This window comes from Limnoraphis robusta BA-68 BA1, assembly GCF_034932365.1.
In the GTDB taxonomy this organism is placed as follows: domain Bacteria; phylum Cyanobacteriota; class Cyanobacteriia; order Cyanobacteriales; family Microcoleaceae; genus Capilliphycus; species Capilliphycus robustus.
Genome location: NZ_JAYGHR010000001.1, coordinates 188662 through 207636, shown reverse-complemented (window position 1 = coordinate 207636; position 18975 = coordinate 188662). Strand labels below are relative to the sequence as shown.

Below are 18975 nucleotides of genomic sequence, written 5' to 3'. Positions count from 1 at the left end.
CGATCGGCGGCTTTTGGATCATTCAACCCACTAGACCGACAAACGAGCGCGTCCTTTTTTCCGACGCGCTTTAATCACCGCTTGACCATTTTTGGTTCGCATCCGCACCCGAAAACCTGATACTCTCTTTTTCTTTCGGTTCGTTCCTTTCAACGTTTGTTGAGCCATTGTTTTTTACTCCCAGGTTTCCACAAAAAAAAGTCCCAATCTCTAACTTTATCACATTTAGCTAAACTCAAAAACACCCAGCTAGGGGGCTGACTTCAAAAAATAAAAACCTTGAACTCTAGTCAATACTCAAAACCCAAGTTCCCACATACCGCAATAGGGGAACATCTCCGGGGGTGCGGATATTCGCATTGAAATGGTACATTCCCCCAAATGTGGGATTTCTGACATTTGACATGACAATCTCGATTTTATTGCCCGCCGGAATCGGTTCAGCCGGATAAATCTCGATAAAATGATTTTCAGCATCCCAAACGACTTCCTCTAGAGCGACAGATTCGCCTTCGATTCTCACTTCAATTTTATTCGGGTCAAATTTTCCTTTGTAATACTCGGGATAGGTAATCGAGATCAACGCTACAGCCAAGTTAAGTTTATTGGCAGGAATTCTAAGTTTATAGCGATCCCAGCGCCCAGCCCGACCGCTTTGCAGATAAAAATTCAGAAGATTTGCTTGTTCTGGCCCCCCAAACAACGTAATTCCAGGGGTTCCTTGAGCCAAACTGGCAACCGGAAGGCTTGAAAACAAGACACTGGTGAGCGCAAGAGTCGAAAAAAAACGTCGCATAAACACTCCTGTAACAAACTGAAATTTTATTCACAAACGCTGAACGACATAAAAACAAGTTAAAGATACGAAATGCTTAGTCAAAATTGGGCTTAGGATGCAGAAAGATAAGTTATTGTGACACAACGGTAAGCGTGGTGTCGAGTTGTGTCCATCGGAGGTTGTGTTCAAGATTGGGCATGGAAAATTAAATAAGCTACAAGACCGAAGGGATCGGCGGCAGATCCGACTGCTGTTGATCAGTACCAGTAGACAGCTTTTACCGTAACAGTGAACAGTCACCCATAAATCGGTTAAAGGGCTAGCGGATTTGGGGTTTGGGGTTAGAGGTTGGTTACTTCCCCCCTTAATTCTAATCCCTGAGAAAAACGGCTCACTGAATGACAGGTAACGGGTACGGGTAATTGATGAATTCCCCCGACGCTCACTGGTGACTCTAAGTAAAGCATAAGGAGAGTTTATGACATGAAGATAGCGATCGCCAAAGAAATTCAGGTAGATGAACGTCGGGTTGCCCTAGTGCCAGAGGTAGCAGCCAGACTGGTTAAACAAGGAATCGAAGTCTGGATAGAAGCCGGAGCAGGTGAACGCGCTTTTTTCTCGGATGCCACTTATGAGGAAGTCGGTGTCAAAGTGATTGGTGATAGCGCCACCGTCTGGCGTGAAGCCGATATTGTGCTGAAAGTTGGCTATCTGGAAGAATTTGAAGTCGAAAAACTCCGTCAAGGCAGCATTATTATCGGATTCTTGAACCCCTTGGGCAATCCCGGCTTAGTTCAAAAGCTGGCTGATCGCCAGGTGACAGCCTTCAGCATGGAAATGATTCCTCGCACCAGCCGCGCTCAAAGCATGGATGCGCTGTCTTCCCAGGCGAACCTGGCGGGTTACAAATCGGTGTTGATTGCGGCTGCAACTTTACCGAAATATTTCCCGATGCTAACCACCGCAGCCGGCACCATTCGCCCTGCCAAAGTGTTAATTATGGGCGCAGGGGTAGCAGGTTTACAAGCGATCGCCACCGCTCGTCGTTTAGGGGCTGTGGTTGAGGCTTTTGACGTTCGTCCCGAAGTCAAAGAACAAGTCCAAAGCTTAGGGGCGAAATTTGTTGATGTCACCCTCGAAGAAGATACCGTAGCTGAAGGCGGCTATGCCAAAGAACTCTCTGAGAAGGCTAAACAACATACTCGTGAAGTTCTCACGACTCACGTTGCTGCTTCTGATGTCGTGATTACAACGGCTCAGGTTCCCGGCAAAAAAGCCCCTCTACTGGTGACAGAGGAAATGGTGACTCAGATGAAAGCTGGCTCTGTTGTGGTTGATTTAGCAGCCTCTCAGGGCGGGAACTGCGAATGTACCGAAGCCGGAAAAGACGTGCTGAAACATGGTGTAACCATCGTTGGCCCGATTAACTTACCGTCTTCGATGCCTGTTCACGCTTCAGAAGTCTACGCCAAGAACCTTTCGGCTCTCTTAAAGCTGATGACTACCAAAGAAGGGGAACTGATCCTCAACTTTGAAGATGACATCATTAGCGGGGCTTGTATGGCTCACAACGGCGAGATTCTTTGCCAACGGGTTAAAGATGCTTTAGGCGTGGCTGTGACTCAGTAGAAACAGTGACCAGTGACCCTTCGGGTTCGGTAGTTGCTCCACTTGGGGAGACCCCAAGACCGCACTACCTCACCAGTGACCAGTGACCAGTTGTGTAGGGGCGGGTTCCGCTTTTACGTCTGTCTCTGACCAATAACCTCTGTAAACCCGCCCATCTTAACTGTTGACTTTTGGGCGTTTCAGCGCAACGACTAACCGCTAATTCTCCAGATAGATTATGACAGCAGAAACTCTAATTTCCGCATTATTTGTGTTTGTCCTGGCAACCTTTGCTGGGTTTGAGGTGATTACTAAAGTTCCACCGACACTGCACACACCGCTCATGTCGGGTGCTAATGCTATTTCGGGTATTTCCGTTTTAGGGGCGTTAATTATCGCCGGAGAACGGGATTGGAACGTGACTGTAATTCTAGGTTTGATCGCTATTGTGCTGGCAACAATTAACGTCGTCGGCGGTTTCTTGGTAACAGATCGGATGCTGCAAATGTTCAAGAAAAAGGAGGCTAAAGCATGAGCGAGTTTTTGCCAACAGGCATAGAGTTAAGCTATTTAGTTGCTGTTACCCTATTTTTCTTTGGGCTGAAGAAGTTGGGTTCACCTGCAACCGCCCGTAGTGGAAATGTTTGGGCTGCGGTAGGGATGTTTATCGCCATTGCTGCGACTCTGCTGAATCAACAAGTCCTCAACTATGAAATGATCTTGTTGGGGATTTTCATCGGATCAGTCATTGGTGCGATCGCTGCCTATAAAATTGAAATGACCGCCATGCCTGAAATGGTGGGTTTGCTCAACGGTTTAGGGGGTGCTGCATCTTCCCTCGTTGCGGTGGGTGAATTTTGGCGGTTCTTATCGGCTTCCCAAACGCCTCCTCTACCCACAACCATTACGGCTGTATTGGGCGTGTTAATTGGGGGCGTCACCTTTACGGGTTCTTTAATTGCCTTTGCCAAACTCAAAGGGATTATGAGCGGTTCTCCGATTCTTTTCCCCTTACAACAACCTTTCAACGTAGCACTCTTGATCGCGTTTTTGGTTGGTAGTGTCTACATCTGTTTAGTGCCGTTCAATTTGCCCGTATTTTTGGGTTTAGTGGTCATTTCCCTGGTTTTAGGGGTTTTGTTCGTTATTCCCATTGGTGGCGGCGATATGCCCGTTGTCATCTCTCTGCTGAACTCGTTCTCGGGTTTGGCGGCGAGTGCGGCTGGTTTTGTGGTTATGAATAACCTGCTGATTATTGCGGGTGCGTTGGTGGGTGCATCAGGTATTATCCTCACCATCATCATGTGTAAAGCCATGAACCGTCCTCTGACAAACGTTCTGTTTGCTGGGTTTGGTACGGGTGAAACAGGCGGTGCTGCTGCTGGTGGCGCTGGTACAACAGATAAGTCAATTCGTACCATTGACCCCGAAGAAGGGGCGATGATGTTGGGTTATGCTCGGTCTGTGGTGATTGTTCCCGGTTATGGGATGGCGGTTGCTCAAGCCCAACATTCGGTTAAAGAATTAGTCGATATGTTGGAAGGGTTGGGTGTTGATGTCAAGTATGCGATTCACCCGGTAGCTGGACGGATGCCAGGACACATGAACGTATTGTTAGCTGAGGCGAATGTTCCTTATCCTCAGTTATACGATATGGATGACATTAACCCTCAGTTTGAACAGACGGATGTGGCGTTAGTCATTGGGGCAAATGATGTGGTTAACCCGGCAGCACGGGAAGACTCAAAAAGCCCAATTTATGGAATGCCAATTCTAGAAGTTGATCGGGCAAAACACACCATTGTGATTAAGCGCAGTCTGAATACTGGTTTTGCTGGGGTGGACAATGATCTGTTTTACAAGGATAAAACCATGATGCTCTTTGGCAGTGCTAAAGATGCGGTTGCGAAGTTGGTTTCTGAAATCAAACAACTCTAGTTTTCCGTTTAATTCTATCTAGCTTATCTACTACAAGTAGAAATATTAGCTAGGCAATAAAAATCCCCTGTACTCATGGTAAGTAGTAGTATAGGGGATTATTTATTAACTATTTCGTTGTTTTACCTCAAGTTTTAATTGAAGCTATTTATCGTTGTTTATGAATCTATCCTTTTGCCAAATTGCTACGCCAGCAACAGCAGCACCACCTAAAACGACTGCAAGCGGAAAAGCTGCGACTGTAGTGGTAAATCCGACAAGCCCTAGAATACCAGGAGCAGCTACTGGTATAGTTGCAGAAGCTAAAGCAGCACCCACAGCGCCGGCACCCGCAACACCTGTACCTGCATTAAAAACTTGCGAACTATCAGGTTCACCTGTTGTACAGTCGTATGCAAAGTGTTCACAATTGTTAAACAAAACATCATATCCCTCGGTATGAGATTTTTTCAATCTTCTTTCTGCCCGGTTAACGATTTCATCAGGAGAATATTTTTTCTGATAAATCTTAGTTCTAATTGGCTTTCCTTTAGCAAACTCGCTTTTAGAATCTCTAGTTATTCTATTTGAAGCTTTAGAACGATGAATGACCGTACCATCACCACAGTCTATCCCATGATGGTCAAACAAGCCCCAATCAACATAAATATGGTCGCCCTTGGCCATAGCTGTAACCTGAAATAATGTTGCTATCGCTGATTATCTTGGGCTTAGGTTGTTGATGATTGTGACCATTATCATCTCTAATTGTGATATTTATCATTGACATTTTGTCAAACCTTACAAGCAATAAATTAAAATTTTTATTCGGTGTTTTTACGGATGAAGCTACTTTTAGTTATAACATTAGTATGTTAAATTAGTACGGAAGTGAGTTAAGGCTAATTTATGATTCAGTCAAACTCCGAACTTCGCCTTCCTGATAGTCCGTTTAATTTCGTTGAAAATACCCTCGATTGTTTTCTTTTTCAAGATGCGATCGAGGGTTAATTTATGGGAGTTTGGCGGTTAGCTAACAAAAGGAAGCGGGTATTGAAAGCGGTGTTTTCAAAGCGGTATAGCGCTACGCGCTAGGCAAGAGGCAAGAGGCAAAAGCGCAAACTTGCGACTCGGCGGTTTCCGGCGAGAGCGCGAACTTGCGGCCCGGCGGTTTCCGGCGAGACTTAGTTCGCAAGAGAGCAAAGTTTGTAAGAAAGGCAAAAGTTAGACTACAAAAGGTTTTCAGCTTTTACATAAGTCCTAACCATAATGCGTAGTGCTATAATATTAGCCGCCACCACCGCCACCGCCACCGCCACCGCCACCGCCACCGCCACCACCACCGCCACCGCCACCGCCACCACCGCCACCTCCGGCTTCACCTCCACCACTACCACCACCACTGCTATATCCACCAGTGCTTCTGTAAGTCGTTCCATAATGCCTTGAGCGACTATTTTCATCCCAGCCAAATATTCTTCTCAAGATGGAGAAAAGTACAGCCAAAACTAACACCCACAAAAGCAGTGGAAAACTCAACAAATTTTTAATCAAGTTTGAAATGGCACTCCCCAAAGAGAAATGCTGCCATTTTGGTGTGGGGATATCGAGAATAGTACCCGGAAAAGCGATCAGAATTTCTATTTCCTCTCCCGGAGGAATTGACTGTTGAGCGACAAATTCAAACGTGTAGGGATTAATCTGGCGAATGTTGGTTGAGGCACCATAACTGGTATATTGTGTAATTTTTCCCGATAAAACTTCGGGAAGTCTCACCACAACTTTGGCGTTTTCAATGGGAGCATTTCGATCTGAAAAAATAGCTTTCCAATAAACCCGATCTTGATCATCACTAACTTTTAAACCTCCAATAACTCGATATTTCAAAACAAAGGTATGGGATTCTGGAGCGTTAAGATCGTGTCGCCATCTTATCCAGAATTGATGGTTTTCAGTTCCCGTTTCTGCCGAAATTTGTTCTTCATTTTCCAAAACCCTAACATCTGTAATCCGATCAACCTTATCTAAAGGAATATATCGATATCGCTGATTGGTATGGGATTCAGTGAAAACATATTTCTGAGTTTCACTCACGAGCATATCTCCATTTTCTTGAACATCAATTTCCACATTGATAAATTCCCAATAAAATGGAGACTTTTCTTGTCCGACAGCCATTAGCATCGGAGCCAGACTGAGCAAAAATGAGAGCATGAAAATTAGAACTCTCTGCCACTTAAGTTTGAGTCTCATATTACACATTGTTTTTTCTGCACTGACACAGCCTAGAACTTGGTCGAAACTTGATTTTTTTAGGAACTCAGTCTGAGTCCTATTACTATTACACCCCCTCAAGGAGAATTTATGAATTGGCTCATTTTAGTCATTGGGAAAGCCAAAATTATCAGGTAATTCCTCAACGGTAATTTCCAGAACTTATAAGAATTTGTTATATTGAACAGGGGTTAACTTCGGAACTGAACGTCTCGCTTCCCAATTTCTAATTGTCGTTTCAGTAACTCCCAATGCTTCGGCTAACTGCTTCTGAGGCGCGAAAACGCGCTCACTGCATCTATGGCGATCGCTCGGCTTTTTGTCGCAGACTGTAAATTAATTCTTCTAAGTAATCTTATCCCCGTGTAGAAATGTGTTATAATGCTTGGATAAAACATTTTTGAAAATGACCTGAAGCCCCTACACTGAAACTCGTTATTTTTTCGTTATTCACAAATCCAAATCAGTCACAAAGAAAGGCCAACCCATAAAGAGGGATGGCCATAAAAAATGCTTAACCCCCAATTTGAATTCTTTATGTTTGGGTGTACCATATTCCCCTATTGTAGAGGTGGGTTTGATCACACCTGCGATAACAAGCATTGAGTTAAACCTTTCGTAGACTTTGAAAAGGTAATTTATGCCATTTACAATCGATTCAGCTCGCAACATCTTTCCAAACACGTTAGCTGCTGATACCGTACCCGCTACCATTGCTCGATTTACTCAGCTAAGTGCTGAAGACCAACTGGCTTTGATTTGGTTTGCTTATCTTGAAATGGGCAAAACCATTACTATTGCGGCACCTGGAGCGGCAAATATGCAATTTGCTGAGATTACACTCAACGAAATTCGTAACTCTGGGCCACAAGAACAATCCCAGATCATGTGCGACTTGGCAAACCGTTCAGATACACCCCTTTGTCGCACCTATGCCACTTGGTCTGCGAATATTAAGCTGGGTTTCTGGTATCAACTCGGACAATGGATGGATCAGGGACTTGTGGCGCCGATTCCTGAAGGCTATCAGCTTTCTGCAAACGCGGCTGCGGTGTTACAAGCGATTCGCGATTTAGAGTCGGGTCAACAAATTACCGTTTTGCGGAATTCGGTTGTTGATATGGGGTTTGACACCAGCAAATTAGGCAGTTACACCCGTGTTGCTGAACCTGTTACTCCCCCGACAGATATGGCAAAACGAACTCAAGTCAAAATTGAAGGCGTTACCAATACCACTGTATTGGAATACATGAATAATTTGAATGCGAATGACTTCAATACGTTAATTGAGTTATTTGCACCCGATGGGGCGTTGCAGCCTCCTTTCCGCCGACCCATTGTAGGAAAAGAAGCGGTTCTGCGGTTTTTCCAAGAAGAATGTCAAAATCTGAAGTTAATTCCAGAGCGGGGCGTTTCTGAACCTGCGGACGATGGTTATACTCAAATCAAAGTAACAGGTAAAGTTCAAACTCCCTGGTTCGGTGCAGGTGTGGGTATGAATATTGCTTGGCGGTTTTTACTGAATGCTGAAAACAAAATTTTCTTCGTTGCAATTGATTTGTTGGCTTCTCCCAAAGAGCTATTAAACTTAGCTCGTTAGAAAAAAATTAGGCAAAAATACTGTTTAATTTGGGATGAGCGTCTGAGTACAAAGGGCGCTCTTTTATTTGGAGGCTAACCGTAGAATCGGTTAACATAGATGATTGCAGATATTTTAGGTTTGATAATACCCGTGAGTGACATTCAGTGGTCTACCGCCGAGAAAGAAATTGCTCGGGAGGCGTTTGAAAAAGCTTATCAGCGAGAAATTACGGCTTTAATCAAAGTTGTTCGAGAACAAGCAAGTGAGATTACACAGCTTGATGAGATTTGGCTTCTTCACGATTTTTTAAGTGCCAGAAGACATGATATTGATGGGAAGTATGATCACAGAGATTCTCTGTTGATTTTTTCCTTTGCTCAGTTAGTAAAAGAGGGATGGTTGCATCTTGATGAACTGAAAGGTTTAGATGCTGAGAAGATTAGTAAGGTTTCTGTACTCACACGAATGTAAAGTTTTCAAGGGAGTTTTAGTTGAGGGATAGTACAGTTTTATTTAAAGCTTTTACTGTACATCCCTGCTAAACTCCCTTGTTGAGTTCAGAAAAACAATCCCTTAATCTTTGACTAAGTGAAATCGAAAATTAGTTAATTAATTAATGGCTGTTTTCGCCTCCTTTTTTACCGATTTCCGACATGAATTCACGGTCTTGGCTGGTTGTTTCGCCGCCTTTCTTACCTGCTTCACGAGCTTCTTCTGAGGTAAATTCGTGAGCAGTTCCTTTTTCATGGGCTGCTTTACCGCCTTTACTAGCAATTTCCCGTTGCTTATCTTTATCCATTGAAGCAAATCCACGATCTTCAGTAGACATTAGCTTTTCTCCTTTTTTCAAAACAAATTCATTTCTCTATAAGGTATCAATTCAAAAACGTTACAGAGTCTATCTAGAGATGCAAGTTTTAAATTCAAGTTAACTTGACTTTGGATGGATTTCTGTTGATCATGTTACTGCTACTTTTACTGAACCAAGCTCAACAATAAAGTGTTAATAATCAAAAACCAAGTCTTTTAAAGAGAGTGGGTTATTTATTGCTAGGATAGCGGTGTGCGATCGCCATTTTAGTAAATCTCTAAAAATAGACAGAAGTTTAACTGTCCTATTCTCATTGTCTCAAAGACTCAGAACTTAGGAGGTGATAGGGGTTTAAAGTGTAGACAATTTAATTTTTGTCTATCAACCTCTAAATAAACAGATAGTTTAGGTGAAAACAGAATCAGTTCAATTGATTTCACCAGGAACCGTCACCATGAAATTCGCCATTACATCTATTTTAAAACCGCTAACATTCGCTGCGATCGCTAGTACATTCTTAGTCACTCCTGCTTTGGCTGAAACCTTCACCGCAGGTCATTTTACTGTTGCAGTTAACGCTTCTACTCCGGTTTGTTCGTTTATTGTGACAAACCAAGTGAATAGTAAAGTTAATATTCGTAAAAACCCGGACTTAAAAAGTCCAGTCGTAAAACAACTGAAACGGGGTGATGTCGTTCGGGCTGTTTCTCGTCAAGGAAATTGGGTTAAAATTGTCGCCTTGGTTAATGGATTTCCGCCTAATGAAAAGTTAACTCCGTTTTCCGGGTGGGTGGATAATCGTTATATCAATGGGTGTTCAGAAGATCAATTTGATATGTGGCGACGATAATTAAACGTTAAAATTACAGATAGCGATCGCTCTATGACGGGAGGATGTCAATTCCTTTCCTCCAATGATGTTCAAACCCAAGATTCCAAATTGAAGGGTTGAACGGCTTGAATTCTCTGAAAGTCTTGATCTGCTGTCACTAGGGTAAGTTGATGCTGAACTGCAACGGCAGCGATCCACAGATCATTTTCGCCCATCCCCAATTGAGTGATGTTGGTTCTACGGCGTTGGCTTTTGTCTTTTGGGGCGTAGCGATCAAAGACTGCGGCTTTGAGTTTGCCGTAAATTTCGGCTGTCGTTTCATCAATTGGGTAAATATAGAGTCCCGACAAAAAGCGTTGAATTAGGGCAAGATTAGCCTCCCGTTGCTGCGATCGCGCCGCCATGTCAATTAATTCACCTTTAACAATTGTGCAGGTTGCGATGGGTTGATCACCAAGACTAGCAAGGTACTCTAAAACTTGGGTATTGCCTAGAATCGCGTAGCTACAATGGTTAGTGTCAAGGAGAAACATTAATCGAATGGATTGAGGCTGTAGTCAAATTGTACTTCTCCTTGTGAGTTTTTGATCGCTTCTAAACATTCTGGGAGGTCGTCTCCTGACCAAGTGCCAATTGTTTTGAGGTGAGTGAGAAAAGATTGAGCAGATGTGGTAGAAGGTTGCTTGGAGACAGATTTGACAAACGTGAGGACTTCGGCAAGGCGATCGCTCGGTAAATCTTCGATAGCTTGGATGAGTTGTTCTTTGAGAGTCATAGGATGTGTTAAAAATCTGATTTGTAGGCGATAGATTTTTACCATAATTATTACATTATTTTAACTTCAGCGATCGCTATCTGTTCAATCATTGAATTAAACTGCCTGGGTTGCGTAATCGATACAAATATTTGTATTAAGTGGAAGCCCTTTCTTGGTATAATTAAAAAGGAAAGCGTTATTAAACTGCCGAATCAATTACGACAATCAGCCAACAGTAATTATAAAAATAAACAAGAATTATTAGAATAATTGATGACAGTTTGGTGAATTACCGGAGTCAATTCAATGCCAGCAACGCCCGAAAGCCTTCAGTCTTTTGTAAATTATTGTCAGCAACACCTCAGAGGCGATGAAAAAAGTGAGGCTCAAATTTTTTTGAGCAAGTTTTTTCAGGCTTTTGGACACCAAGGAACGAAAGAAGTCGGTGCAGAATTTGAAGACCGTTTAACGAAAGGAAGTGCAAAGGGAAAAACAGGATTTGCTGATTTGGTTTGGCGATCGCGTGCGGGTGTTTACGGTGTTTTAATTGAGATGAAATCAAAAGGAGAAAACCTCAGCAAACACTATGCTCAACTCGAACGGTATTGGATGAGAATTGCTCCCAACAGACCCCGATATGCAATTCTTTGTAACTTTGATGAATTTTGGATTTTTGACTTTGAAAACCAAGTCGATGAACCCGTCGATCAAGTCCTCCTAGAACAGCTTCCTCAACGAATGGGAGCGTTTAGTTTTATGGAAATTGGCGGTCAGTCTCCTGTATTTAAAAATAACCAAGTTGCTGTTACTGAACGCACCGCTAGAAGAATGGGGGAATTGTATCAACTGATTTATGAAAGAGCAAATAAAACGGGATTTCGAGACTTTAACGAAGAACAGCTTCAGCGATTTATATTGCAATGTGTGATGGCGATGTTTTCAGAAGATCGGGGTTTACTTCCCCGTGATTTATTTGTCGGTTTGGTTCAAGATTGCAAAGATAAAAAAGGAAGTTCCTATGATATTTTGGGCGGTTTGTTTCAAGAAATGAATCGACCCGGAGTTACACCCGCCGGACGTTATACAGGAGTTGATTATTTTAATGGCGGGTTGTTTTCTACTGTGCAAGCAATTGATTTAACTTCAGAAGAACTCGGCTTGTTGGATGCTTGCGCTCGTGATAATTGGAGTAATATTAGACCTTCTATTTTTGGTAATATTTTTGAAGGTGCGATTGACCCCGTAAAACGCCACGCTCACGGGATTCATTTTACCAGTGAAGTTGATATTCGTCAAATTGTTCGACCGACCATTAGCGATTATTGGGAAGACCGAATTAATGGGGCGAATACTATTGGAGAATTAAATACTTTGCAGATGGAATTGCAAGGATATCGGGTACTTGACCCCGCTTGTGGTTCGGGAAATTTTTTGTATGTGGCTTATCAAGAATTAAAACGGATTGAAAGGCTATTAATGGATAAAATCGCCGCACGAAAACGTTCAGAATCGACTGTGGCGGCGATCAGTTTTGTGACTCCGATGCAATTTTTTGGAATGGATACAAATCCCTTTGCTGTGCAGTTGGCTAGGGTGACAATGATGATTGCTCGAAAAATTGCCATTGATAAATATGAACTCACCAATGAACCTGCTTTACCTTTAGATACATTAGATCAAAATATTGTCTGTCAAGATGCTTTATTTGGTCAGTGGGTGAAGGCGGATGCTGTGATTGGAAATCCTCCATTTTTGGGCGGAAAACACATGAGAATGACGCTAGGCGATGAATATATTGATCGGGTTTTTAACAAGTTTTCAGATGTAAAAGACTCGGTAGATTTTTGTGTGTATTGGTTTCGGTTAGCTCACGATCATATTGGTGAAACAGGTAGGGCGGGATTAGTTGGAACAAACTCTATTAGTCAAGGAAAAAGTCGCAAAGCTGCGTTAGAATATATTACCCAAAATGGCGGATATATTTACGAAGCGATTTCTACTCAACCTTGGTCTGGTGAAGCAAAAGTTCATGTTAGTTTGGTGAATTGGTGTAAGCAGCAACCCAAACATTATCATCTCGATAATCATCTCGTTCAACAGATTAACTCATCCCTAAAATCTGTTATCGATGTTTCTCAAGCTGTACGTTTAAAGGCTAATCTCAATCAATGTTTTCAAGGTGTTATTCCTGTGGGTAAAGGGTTTATCATTGCCGAACAACAAGCCGAACAGTGGATAAAATCTGATTCAAAAAACCAAGAGGTGATTAAACTGTTTTCGATGGGAAGTAATCTCGCTAAAAATACCCTGGGAAAACCGGAGCGCTGGATTATTGATTTTAATGATATGAGTTTGGAGGATGCAATTGAATACAAGCTTCCTTTTGAATGGGTCAAGGCTAATGTTAAGCCAGAAAGAGATAAAAATAGAGACGCTAAAGCAAGAAAATACTGGTGGAGATTTTTACGAACCCGATCAGAAATGAGGGACGCACTGGCTTCATTATCTGGGTATTTTGCAGTTCCAGAAGTGTCAAAGTGGGCAATCTTTATTTCTTGTTATTCTGATTGGCTACCAGGAAACAAAACAAAAGCTGTTTCTTCAGATGACTTCTATATTTTGGGTGTACTTTTATCCTCGGTTCATAGAATTTGGATGAACGCTCAAAAATCAACTCTTAAAGCAGATATTGCTTACACTCACAATACTTGCTTTGAAACCTTTCCCTTTCCACAAAATCCCGATGCTCAGTTGGTCAAACAAATTCGAGTTACAGCAACAGAACTGCATGAATATCGCAGTGAACAAATGCAAAAGAAACAATGGGGAATCACAAAACTTTATAATGCCTTTTTTAATGAACCGAGTAGCCAACTTTACCAACTTCATGCTAAACTGAGTAAGTTGGTCATGCAAGCCTACGGTTTTAATGAAAATGATGATATTTTAGAAAGATTATTAACACTAAATCAAGAACTTGCAGCCAAAGAAAAACAAGGTGAATCTATAGTCGGGCCTGGTCGTCCTGTGGAATAAATTCCCCCCTTAATCGTGAAAGTCGATTTTCACCGAAATTAGATTGGTTTAGTTAAGGCGATCGCAGTCGTTTATCATAATATAGGTATCCTTCCTTCTAGAGCCGATAACCATGTCTCATTTGAGTGAGAAAATTTTACAAACTGTAGAAGCATTACCACCCGAAGATCAGCAACAGGTTTTGGATTTTGTACAGTTTCTACAAGCCAAACGTCAGAAACTCAAAACTGCGGAACCTGAAATTGTTTCCCAATCATTTTTTGAGGTAGCCCAGGCTTCGATTGGAGCGGGGGAAGGCCCTGGAGATCTCTCAACGAATCCAGACTATATGCGGGGTTACGGTCAGTAATGCTCCAGCAAGTCATTGTTGATACGGGTGTTTTGGTGGCTTTGATTGATCGACGCGATCGCTATCATGCCTGGGTAAGAGGGCAGTTGACCCAGATCGCACCGCCTTTGCTGACTTGTGAGGCTGTGATTTCGGAAACCTGGTTTCTGTTGCAACGAGTCAAGAATGGTCGTGAAACACTGCTTCAACTTCTTAACCAGCAGCAAGTTGTGATTCAGTTTGATTTAGATGCAGAGTTGGCAGCAGTAACGGCGCTGCTGACTCGCTATCAATCCGTACCAGTTTCTTTGGCAGATGCAGAATTAGTCCGAATGGCCGAGCTTTATCCCAACAGTTCTGTTTTCACTCTCGATAGTGATTTTCAGATTTATCGCAAGAATCGCGACCGTCCTATTCCTCTGCTTAGTCCTCAATCAGATAATTAAAGAGCGATCGCACTTGACTAGCTTCCAAAAAATTGTTCAACTGTTAACGTTAGATAGGGGAAAGTCGGTGAAAATAAGCGATCGCCAACTTGAAATTGCTATAAATTGCTGTAATTCCTATTCTTCATTCACCAATTGATAGAAAAGGTAATCGGTTGTTGTAAGATTTGGATCATAGATTGACTTTCCTTACCTTGACTAATTACTGTACAATTATTATTACTCAGTTCGTCATTGTTGCTTCAGCCCGAGGTTGGGAGTATGTGCATTGCAACGACAAGCTTTTTTAATCACAACTTTAATTACAATGGGTTTTGGGCTGATGTCATAAGCCCCTACAGAATTGCTATAGTTTCAACCCGTGACAAACTCACCCTTGTCTACTGTCCCCTTTGTGGTTCACAATAAACAAAGAGGATCGCACCAGGAGAGGTAGAGTGAGTGATTTTGACTACGATTTAGTGATAATTGGCGCAGGGGTGGGTGGACACGGTGCCGCCCTCCACGCCGTTAGCTGTGGCTTGAAAACTGCTATTGTAGAAGTTGCAGAAATGGGCGGAACCTGCGTTAACCGAGGCTGTATCCCATCAAAAGCCTTGTTAGCTGCGGCAGGACGGGTGCGAGAGTTACGCAATACTCATCATCTACAAACGCTGGGAATTCAACTGGGACAGGTGAGTTTTGACCGAGAAACCATTGCGGGTCATGCGGAAAATATTGTCACGAAAATTCGCGGCGATATGACGAATAGCCTGAAACGCTTGGGAATTGATGTTATTCAAGGTTGGGGAAAAATAGTCGCCCCCCAAAAAGTAACCGTTGAAACGCCAAAAGGTGATAAAACAATTACAGCGAAAGATATTATTTTAGCGCCGGGTTCTATTCCGTTTGTTCCCCCTGGTATTGAAATTGATCATCAAACCGTTTTTACGAGTGATGATGCGCTGAAATTAGAATCATTACCTCAGTGGGTTGCGATTATTGGAAGTGGTTACATCGGTTTAGAATTTTCTGATGTTTATACGGCTTTAGGCTGTGAAATTACGATGATTGAAGCGTTGGATCAATTGATGCCAACTTTCGATCCAGATATTGCTAAATTAGCCCAACGGGTGTTAATTTCGCCGCGAGATATTGAAACGCGGGTGGGTAAATTGGCGATCAAAGTAACGCCCGGTTCTCCAGTGGTGATTGAATTAGCCGATGCAAAAACCAAAGAAGTTGAAGAAGTGTTAGAAGTTGATGCTTGTTTGGTGGCAACGGGGCGAATTCCCTATAGTAAAAACTTGGGGTTAGAATCAGTTGGGGTGGAAACAGATCGACGCGGTTTTATTCCAGTTAATGATGATTTAGCCGTAACTTCTGGCGGTGAGGCGATCGCAAATTTATGGGCAATTGGCGATGTAACGGGTAAAATGATGTTAGCCCATACGGCATCTGCTCAGGGAATTGCAGTCGTTGAAACGATTTGTGGTCGGCATCGCCAAGTCGATTATCGCAGTATTCCAGCAGCAGCGTTTACTCATCCTGAGATTAGTTATGTGGGTTTAACTGAACCTGCGGCGAAGGAATTGGGTGAACAAGAAGGCTTTGAAATTGCTTCGGTGAAAACCTATTTTAAAGGGAATTCAAAGGCTATTGCTGAGGGAGAAACCGAAGGAATGGCTAAGGTAATTTACCGCAAAGATACGGGTGAAATTTTAGGGGTTCATATTTTTGGGTTACACGCTGCGGATTTAATTCAAGAAGCAGCAAACGCCATTAGTAGCCGTCAGTCGGTGCAAACCTTAGCGTTTTCTGTGCATACTCATCCGACGCTTTCAGAGGTGTTAGATGAAGCCTACAAACGGGCTTTAAGTGCAACCCATTAATTCGATCCAAACGTTACCATTAGGCTGTAAAATATCGGGTGGGTTTAAACAGTGACCAGTGACCAGTGACCAGTGACCAGTGAAGACAGTGACCAGTAAACAGTAAACAGTGACCAGTGAAGACAGTGACCAGTAAACAGTAAACAGTGATAACTGATAACTAATAACTAATAACTGATAACTGATAACTCTAAAAACTGGTAACTGTAAACTGTAAACTGTAAACTGTAAAAGCTGTTTACTGCTAACTGTTCACTGGTCACTGATTACTGTTCACTGGTTACTGTTCCCTGTTCCCTAATTCCTAACAATGCAAATTCGTCGTCGTCCTCCTAACCCGTCTGTTGCGGTTGCTAGTTTATGCTATAAAATTGCAGTACCGGATGATCAACCGCAAAATATTCTCGAAGAAATTGTCTGGGAAAAAGAGAGAGAAGTTGATAGAAGACGGGAAGGTTTACCGTTATTGGAGTTGCGACGTCAGCTTGAAGGTTTACCCCAAACCAAGGATTTTCTCGCGGCGTTAAAAACCAGTCCAACTCAACCTGCTATTATTGCAGAGGTGAAAAAAGCGTCTCCGAGTAAAGGGATCATTCGGGAAGATTTTGATCCGGTGAATATTGCTCAAGCTTACCAAGAAAATGGTGCGAGTTGTATTTCGGTGTTAACGGATGAAAAGTTCTTTCAAGGGAGTTTTGATAACTTAGGAAAAATTCGGGCTGCGGTTAATATTCCGTTGTTGTGTAAGGAGTTTGTGATTTATCCTTATCAAATTTATCTGGCTCGAATTTATGGGGCAGATGCGGTTTTATTAATTGCGGCTATTTTATCTAACCAAGATTTACAATATTTTCTCAAAATTGTCAAGTCTTTGGGGATGACTCCCTTAATTGAAGTTCATACCCTTGATGAACTCGAACGGGTTTTGAGTTTAGATGGTGTGAATTTGATTGGGATTAATAATCGCAATTTACAGGACTTTTCAGTTGATCTAGACACAACTCGCCAACTGTTAGAAGCCAAACAAGAACAAATTCAATCCCAGGGAATTTTAGTGGTGAGTGAGTCGGGTTTGTATACTCCTGATGATCTCAGTATTGTGAAAAATGCCGGAGCGAATGGGGTTTTGATCGGGGAGTCGTTGATCAAGCAACCCGATCCGGGAGAGGCCTTAAAGCAATTGATCGGTCATGGCTAGTCAAATGCGATCGCCATTTGCTAGTATAATAAGCTGGTCAGATGTTAGCTTTGAGGTTCCACTTTATCAGCTTCTAATCTGCCCACATGGAACCGATTCCTTTACCCTCTTACGTTCATTACGAGCTTCTGCTACAACTGCTAGAACGCAGAACCAGAGTTGCACTTTACCGCAATTCTCGCCAGTATGAACAGGTCAACCAGCTCATCATTACCCTTCGCAAAGCGCTCGCCCTCCAAAAGCAATTAGAGCAAAGCTGTCTACACGCGAATTTGCCCGTTGAGTCACGTTGGTCTTTAAATGAGATTAACCCAGAGTCTAATCTGAGCTAATTCCCTGATAATCAATTCAAAGACATAAACACAGGATTGAAGCGATGGATGACAAATTAATGCTGATGATTCCGGGGCCGACCCCCGTTCCTGAACAAGCCCTTCTCGCCCTCGCTAAACACCCCATCGGACACCGTAGCGGGGAATTTAGCAAGATCATGGCAGAGGTGACGGAAAACCTTAAGTGGTTACATCAAACTCAAAATGATCTGCTGATCTTGACGGCTAGTGGTACCGGGGCGATGGAAGCCGGAATCATTAACTTCTTGAGTCGCGGCGATCGCGTTTTATGTGGAAGTAATGGTAAATTTGGCGAACGTTGGGCTGAAGTTGCTCAAGCCTACGGGTTGCAAGTTGATGTGATTTCCGCCGAATGGGGTAAACCCCTTGATCCAGAGAAGTTCCGCGAACAGTTAGAAGCCGATACCGAAAAAGACATCCGGGCGGTGATTCTCACCCACAGCGAAACCTCAACCGGAGTCCTCAACGATCTCGAAACGATTAACCGTTATGTTAAGGCTCACGGGGAAGCGTTGATGATTGTTGATGCGGTTACCAGTTTAGGGGCGGTTAATATTCCCATCGATGAATGGGGGATTGATGTCGTCGCCAGTGGTTCTCAAAAAGCCTACATGATTCCGCCCGGGTTAGCTTTTGTGGCGGTGAGTCCGAAGGCTTGGGAAGCTTATAAAACGTCGGATTTGCCTCGTTACTATTTAGATTTGGGGGCTTATCGCAAAAATGCCGCGAAAAATACGACCCCGTTTACCCCTCCAGTCAACTTGTTCTTTGCCTTGCAGGTAACATTGAACATGATGAAAGCTGAAGGTTTAGAATCGATTTTTGCTCGTCATCACCGCTTAATGGCAGCCAGTCGAGCGGCGATGAAAGCGTTGAATTTGCCCTTACTGGCCCCAGATGAGGCCGCAAGTCCAGCGATCACGGCGGTTAGTCCTCCTGAATCTCTAGACGCTGAACAAGTGCGTTCTGTAGTCAAGAAGAAGTTTGATATTATTCTCGCAGGCGGACAAGATCATCTCAAGGGTAAAATTTTCCGCATTGGTCACTTAGGATTTGTCAGCGATCGCGATATTCTGACTGCGGTTTCTTCGATCGAAGTCGCATTGCGAGAATTAGGTTATGAAGGCTTTACTCCTGGATCGGGAGTAGCGGCAGCAGCTCGAGTTTTAGCTGAATCTTAAGCC

20 protein-coding genes and 1 pseudogene are annotated in these 18975 nt (G+C 43.0%); 13 read left to right on the top strand and 8 right to left on the bottom strand.

The window, feature by feature from the left end; all coding sequences use genetic code 11:
* Window positions 1–30 precede the first annotated feature (30 nt).
* Together rpmH and VB836_RS01000 are read right to left on the bottom strand one after the other, a co-directional pair.
* Entirely contained in the window at window positions 31–168 is a 138-nt protein-coding gene (gene rpmH, locus VB836_RS01005) for a 50S ribosomal protein L34 (RefSeq protein ID WP_049560297.1), read from the bottom strand.
* Between the two features lie 118 nt (window positions 169–286).
* Window positions 287–796, bottom strand: a complete 510-nt coding sequence (locus VB836_RS01000; protein WP_323217605.1) for a DUF2808 domain-containing protein — start codon at window positions 794–796, stop codon at window positions 287–289.
* A 465-nt stretch (window positions 797–1261) separates the two neighbouring features.
* Between VB836_RS01000 and VB836_RS00995 the strand changes: the two genes are divergently transcribed.
* The 3 genes from VB836_RS00995 (at window position 1262) to VB836_RS00985 (ending at window position 4324) form a co-directional block, all read left to right on the top strand.
* A complete protein-coding gene (locus tag VB836_RS00995; protein WP_323217604.1) occupies window positions 1262–2407 on the top strand; it encodes a Re/Si-specific NAD(P)(+) transhydrogenase subunit alpha in 1146 nt (381 codons plus the stop codon).
* 217 nt (window positions 2408–2624) lie between these two features.
* Window positions 2625–2921: an NAD(P) transhydrogenase subunit alpha gene (locus tag VB836_RS00990; protein ID WP_046281882.1), complete on the top strand. Its 297-nt coding sequence runs from the start codon at window positions 2625–2627 to the stop codon at window positions 2919–2921.
* Complete coding sequence (locus VB836_RS00985) at window positions 2918–4324, top strand: NAD(P)(+) transhydrogenase (Re/Si-specific) subunit beta (protein ID WP_323217603.1); 1407 nt, start codon at window positions 2918–2920, stop codon at window positions 4322–4324. Before VB836_RS00990 ends, VB836_RS00985 begins: the two co-directional genes overlap by 4 nt.
* Before the next feature lie 144 nt (window positions 4325–4468).
* On the opposite strand, the gene VB836_RS00980 is transcribed toward VB836_RS00985, so the two are convergent.
* From VB836_RS00980 to VB836_RS00970, 3 genes and pseudogenes are all read right to left on the bottom strand, one after another.
* Window positions 4469–4990 (bottom strand): lecithin retinol acyltransferase family protein, encoded by a 522-nt coding sequence (locus VB836_RS00980; RefSeq protein ID WP_323217602.1) that lies wholly within the window; start codon window positions 4988–4990, stop codon window positions 4469–4471.
* Window positions 4991–5590: 600 nt separating this feature from the next.
* On the bottom strand, window positions 5591–6517 hold the full coding sequence (locus tag VB836_RS00975; protein WP_323217601.1) for a DUF2207 domain-containing protein: 927 nt from the start codon (window positions 6515–6517) through the stop codon (window positions 5591–5593).
* A gap of 222 nt (window positions 6518–6739) precedes the next feature.
* Window positions 6740–6838 (bottom strand): annotated as a pseudogene (locus VB836_RS00970) (XRE family transcriptional regulator); the annotation flags it as partial.
* A gap of 379 nt (window positions 6839–7217) precedes the next feature.
* On the opposite strand from VB836_RS00970, the gene VB836_RS00965 reads away from it, so the two are divergent.
* Window positions 7218–8177 carry an orange carotenoid-binding protein gene (locus VB836_RS00965; protein WP_323217599.1) on the top strand — a complete coding sequence of 320 codons (960 nt, stop codon included), beginning with the start codon at window positions 7218–7220 and terminating at the stop codon, window positions 8175–8177.
* Window positions 8178–8276: 99 nt separating this feature from the next.
* Window positions 8277–8630 (top strand): hypothetical protein, encoded by a 354-nt coding sequence (locus VB836_RS00960; protein ID WP_323217598.1) that lies wholly within the window; start codon window positions 8277–8279, stop codon window positions 8628–8630.
* Between the two features lie 142 nt (window positions 8631–8772).
* On the opposite strand, the gene VB836_RS00955 is transcribed toward VB836_RS00960, so the two are convergent.
* Window positions 8773–8988, bottom strand: coding sequence for a KGG domain-containing protein (locus tag VB836_RS00955; RefSeq protein ID WP_046281878.1), 216 nt, complete (start codon window positions 8986–8988; stop codon window positions 8773–8775).
* A 436-nt stretch (window positions 8989–9424) separates the two neighbouring features.
* On the opposite strand from VB836_RS00955, the gene VB836_RS00950 reads away from it, so the two are divergent.
* On the top strand, window positions 9425–9820 hold the full coding sequence (locus tag VB836_RS00950; RefSeq protein ID WP_323217597.1) for an SH3 domain-containing protein: 396 nt from the start codon (window positions 9425–9427) through the stop codon (window positions 9818–9820).
* 71 nt (window positions 9821–9891) lie between these two features.
* Here the strand turns inward: VB836_RS00950 and VB836_RS00945 are convergent, their stop codons facing one another.
* Complete coding sequence (locus VB836_RS00945) at window positions 9892–10335, bottom strand: type II toxin-antitoxin system VapC family toxin (RefSeq protein ID WP_323217596.1); 444 nt, start codon at window positions 10333–10335, stop codon at window positions 9892–9894.
* Window positions 10335–10577 carry a hypothetical protein gene (locus VB836_RS00940; RefSeq protein WP_046281876.1) on the bottom strand — a complete coding sequence of 81 codons (243 nt, stop codon included), beginning with the start codon at window positions 10575–10577 and terminating at the stop codon, window positions 10335–10337. The genes VB836_RS00945 and VB836_RS00940 overlap by 1 nt, the downstream gene beginning before the upstream one ends.
* Window positions 10578–10865: 288 nt before the next feature.
* Between VB836_RS00940 and VB836_RS00935 the strand changes: the two genes are divergently transcribed.
* The 7 genes from VB836_RS00935 (at window position 10866) to VB836_RS00905 (ending at window position 18972) form a co-directional block, all read left to right on the top strand.
* Window positions 10866–13595: a class I SAM-dependent DNA methyltransferase gene (locus tag VB836_RS00935; RefSeq protein ID WP_323217595.1), complete on the top strand. Its 2730-nt coding sequence runs from the start codon at window positions 10866–10868 to the stop codon at window positions 13593–13595.
* 112 nt (window positions 13596–13707) lie between these two features.
* Entirely contained in the window at window positions 13708–13944 is a 237-nt protein-coding gene (locus tag VB836_RS00930) for a DUF2281 domain-containing protein (RefSeq protein ID WP_046281874.1), read from the top strand.
* Window positions 13944–14369 (top strand): type II toxin-antitoxin system VapC family toxin, encoded by a 426-nt coding sequence (locus VB836_RS00925; protein WP_323217594.1) that lies wholly within the window; start codon window positions 13944–13946, stop codon window positions 14367–14369. Before VB836_RS00930 ends, VB836_RS00925 begins: the two co-directional genes overlap by 1 nt.
* Window positions 14370–14806: 437 nt before the next feature.
* Window positions 14807–16240, top strand: a complete 1434-nt coding sequence (lpdA, locus tag VB836_RS00920) for a dihydrolipoyl dehydrogenase (protein WP_323217592.1) — start codon at window positions 14807–14809, stop codon at window positions 16238–16240.
* A gap of 310 nt (window positions 16241–16550) precedes the next feature.
* Window positions 16551–17438: an indole-3-glycerol phosphate synthase TrpC gene (trpC, locus tag VB836_RS00915; protein WP_323217590.1), complete on the top strand. Its 888-nt coding sequence runs from the start codon at window positions 16551–16553 to the stop codon at window positions 17436–17438.
* A gap of 86 nt (window positions 17439–17524) precedes the next feature.
* Complete coding sequence (locus tag VB836_RS00910) at window positions 17525–17770, top strand: DUF5340 domain-containing protein (protein WP_323217589.1); 246 nt, start codon at window positions 17525–17527, stop codon at window positions 17768–17770.
* Between the two features lie 44 nt (window positions 17771–17814).
* Window positions 17815–18972, top strand: coding sequence for a pyridoxal-phosphate-dependent aminotransferase family protein (locus tag VB836_RS00905; RefSeq protein ID WP_046281869.1), 1158 nt, complete (start codon window positions 17815–17817; stop codon window positions 18970–18972).
* Window positions 18973–18975 lie beyond the last annotated feature (3 nt).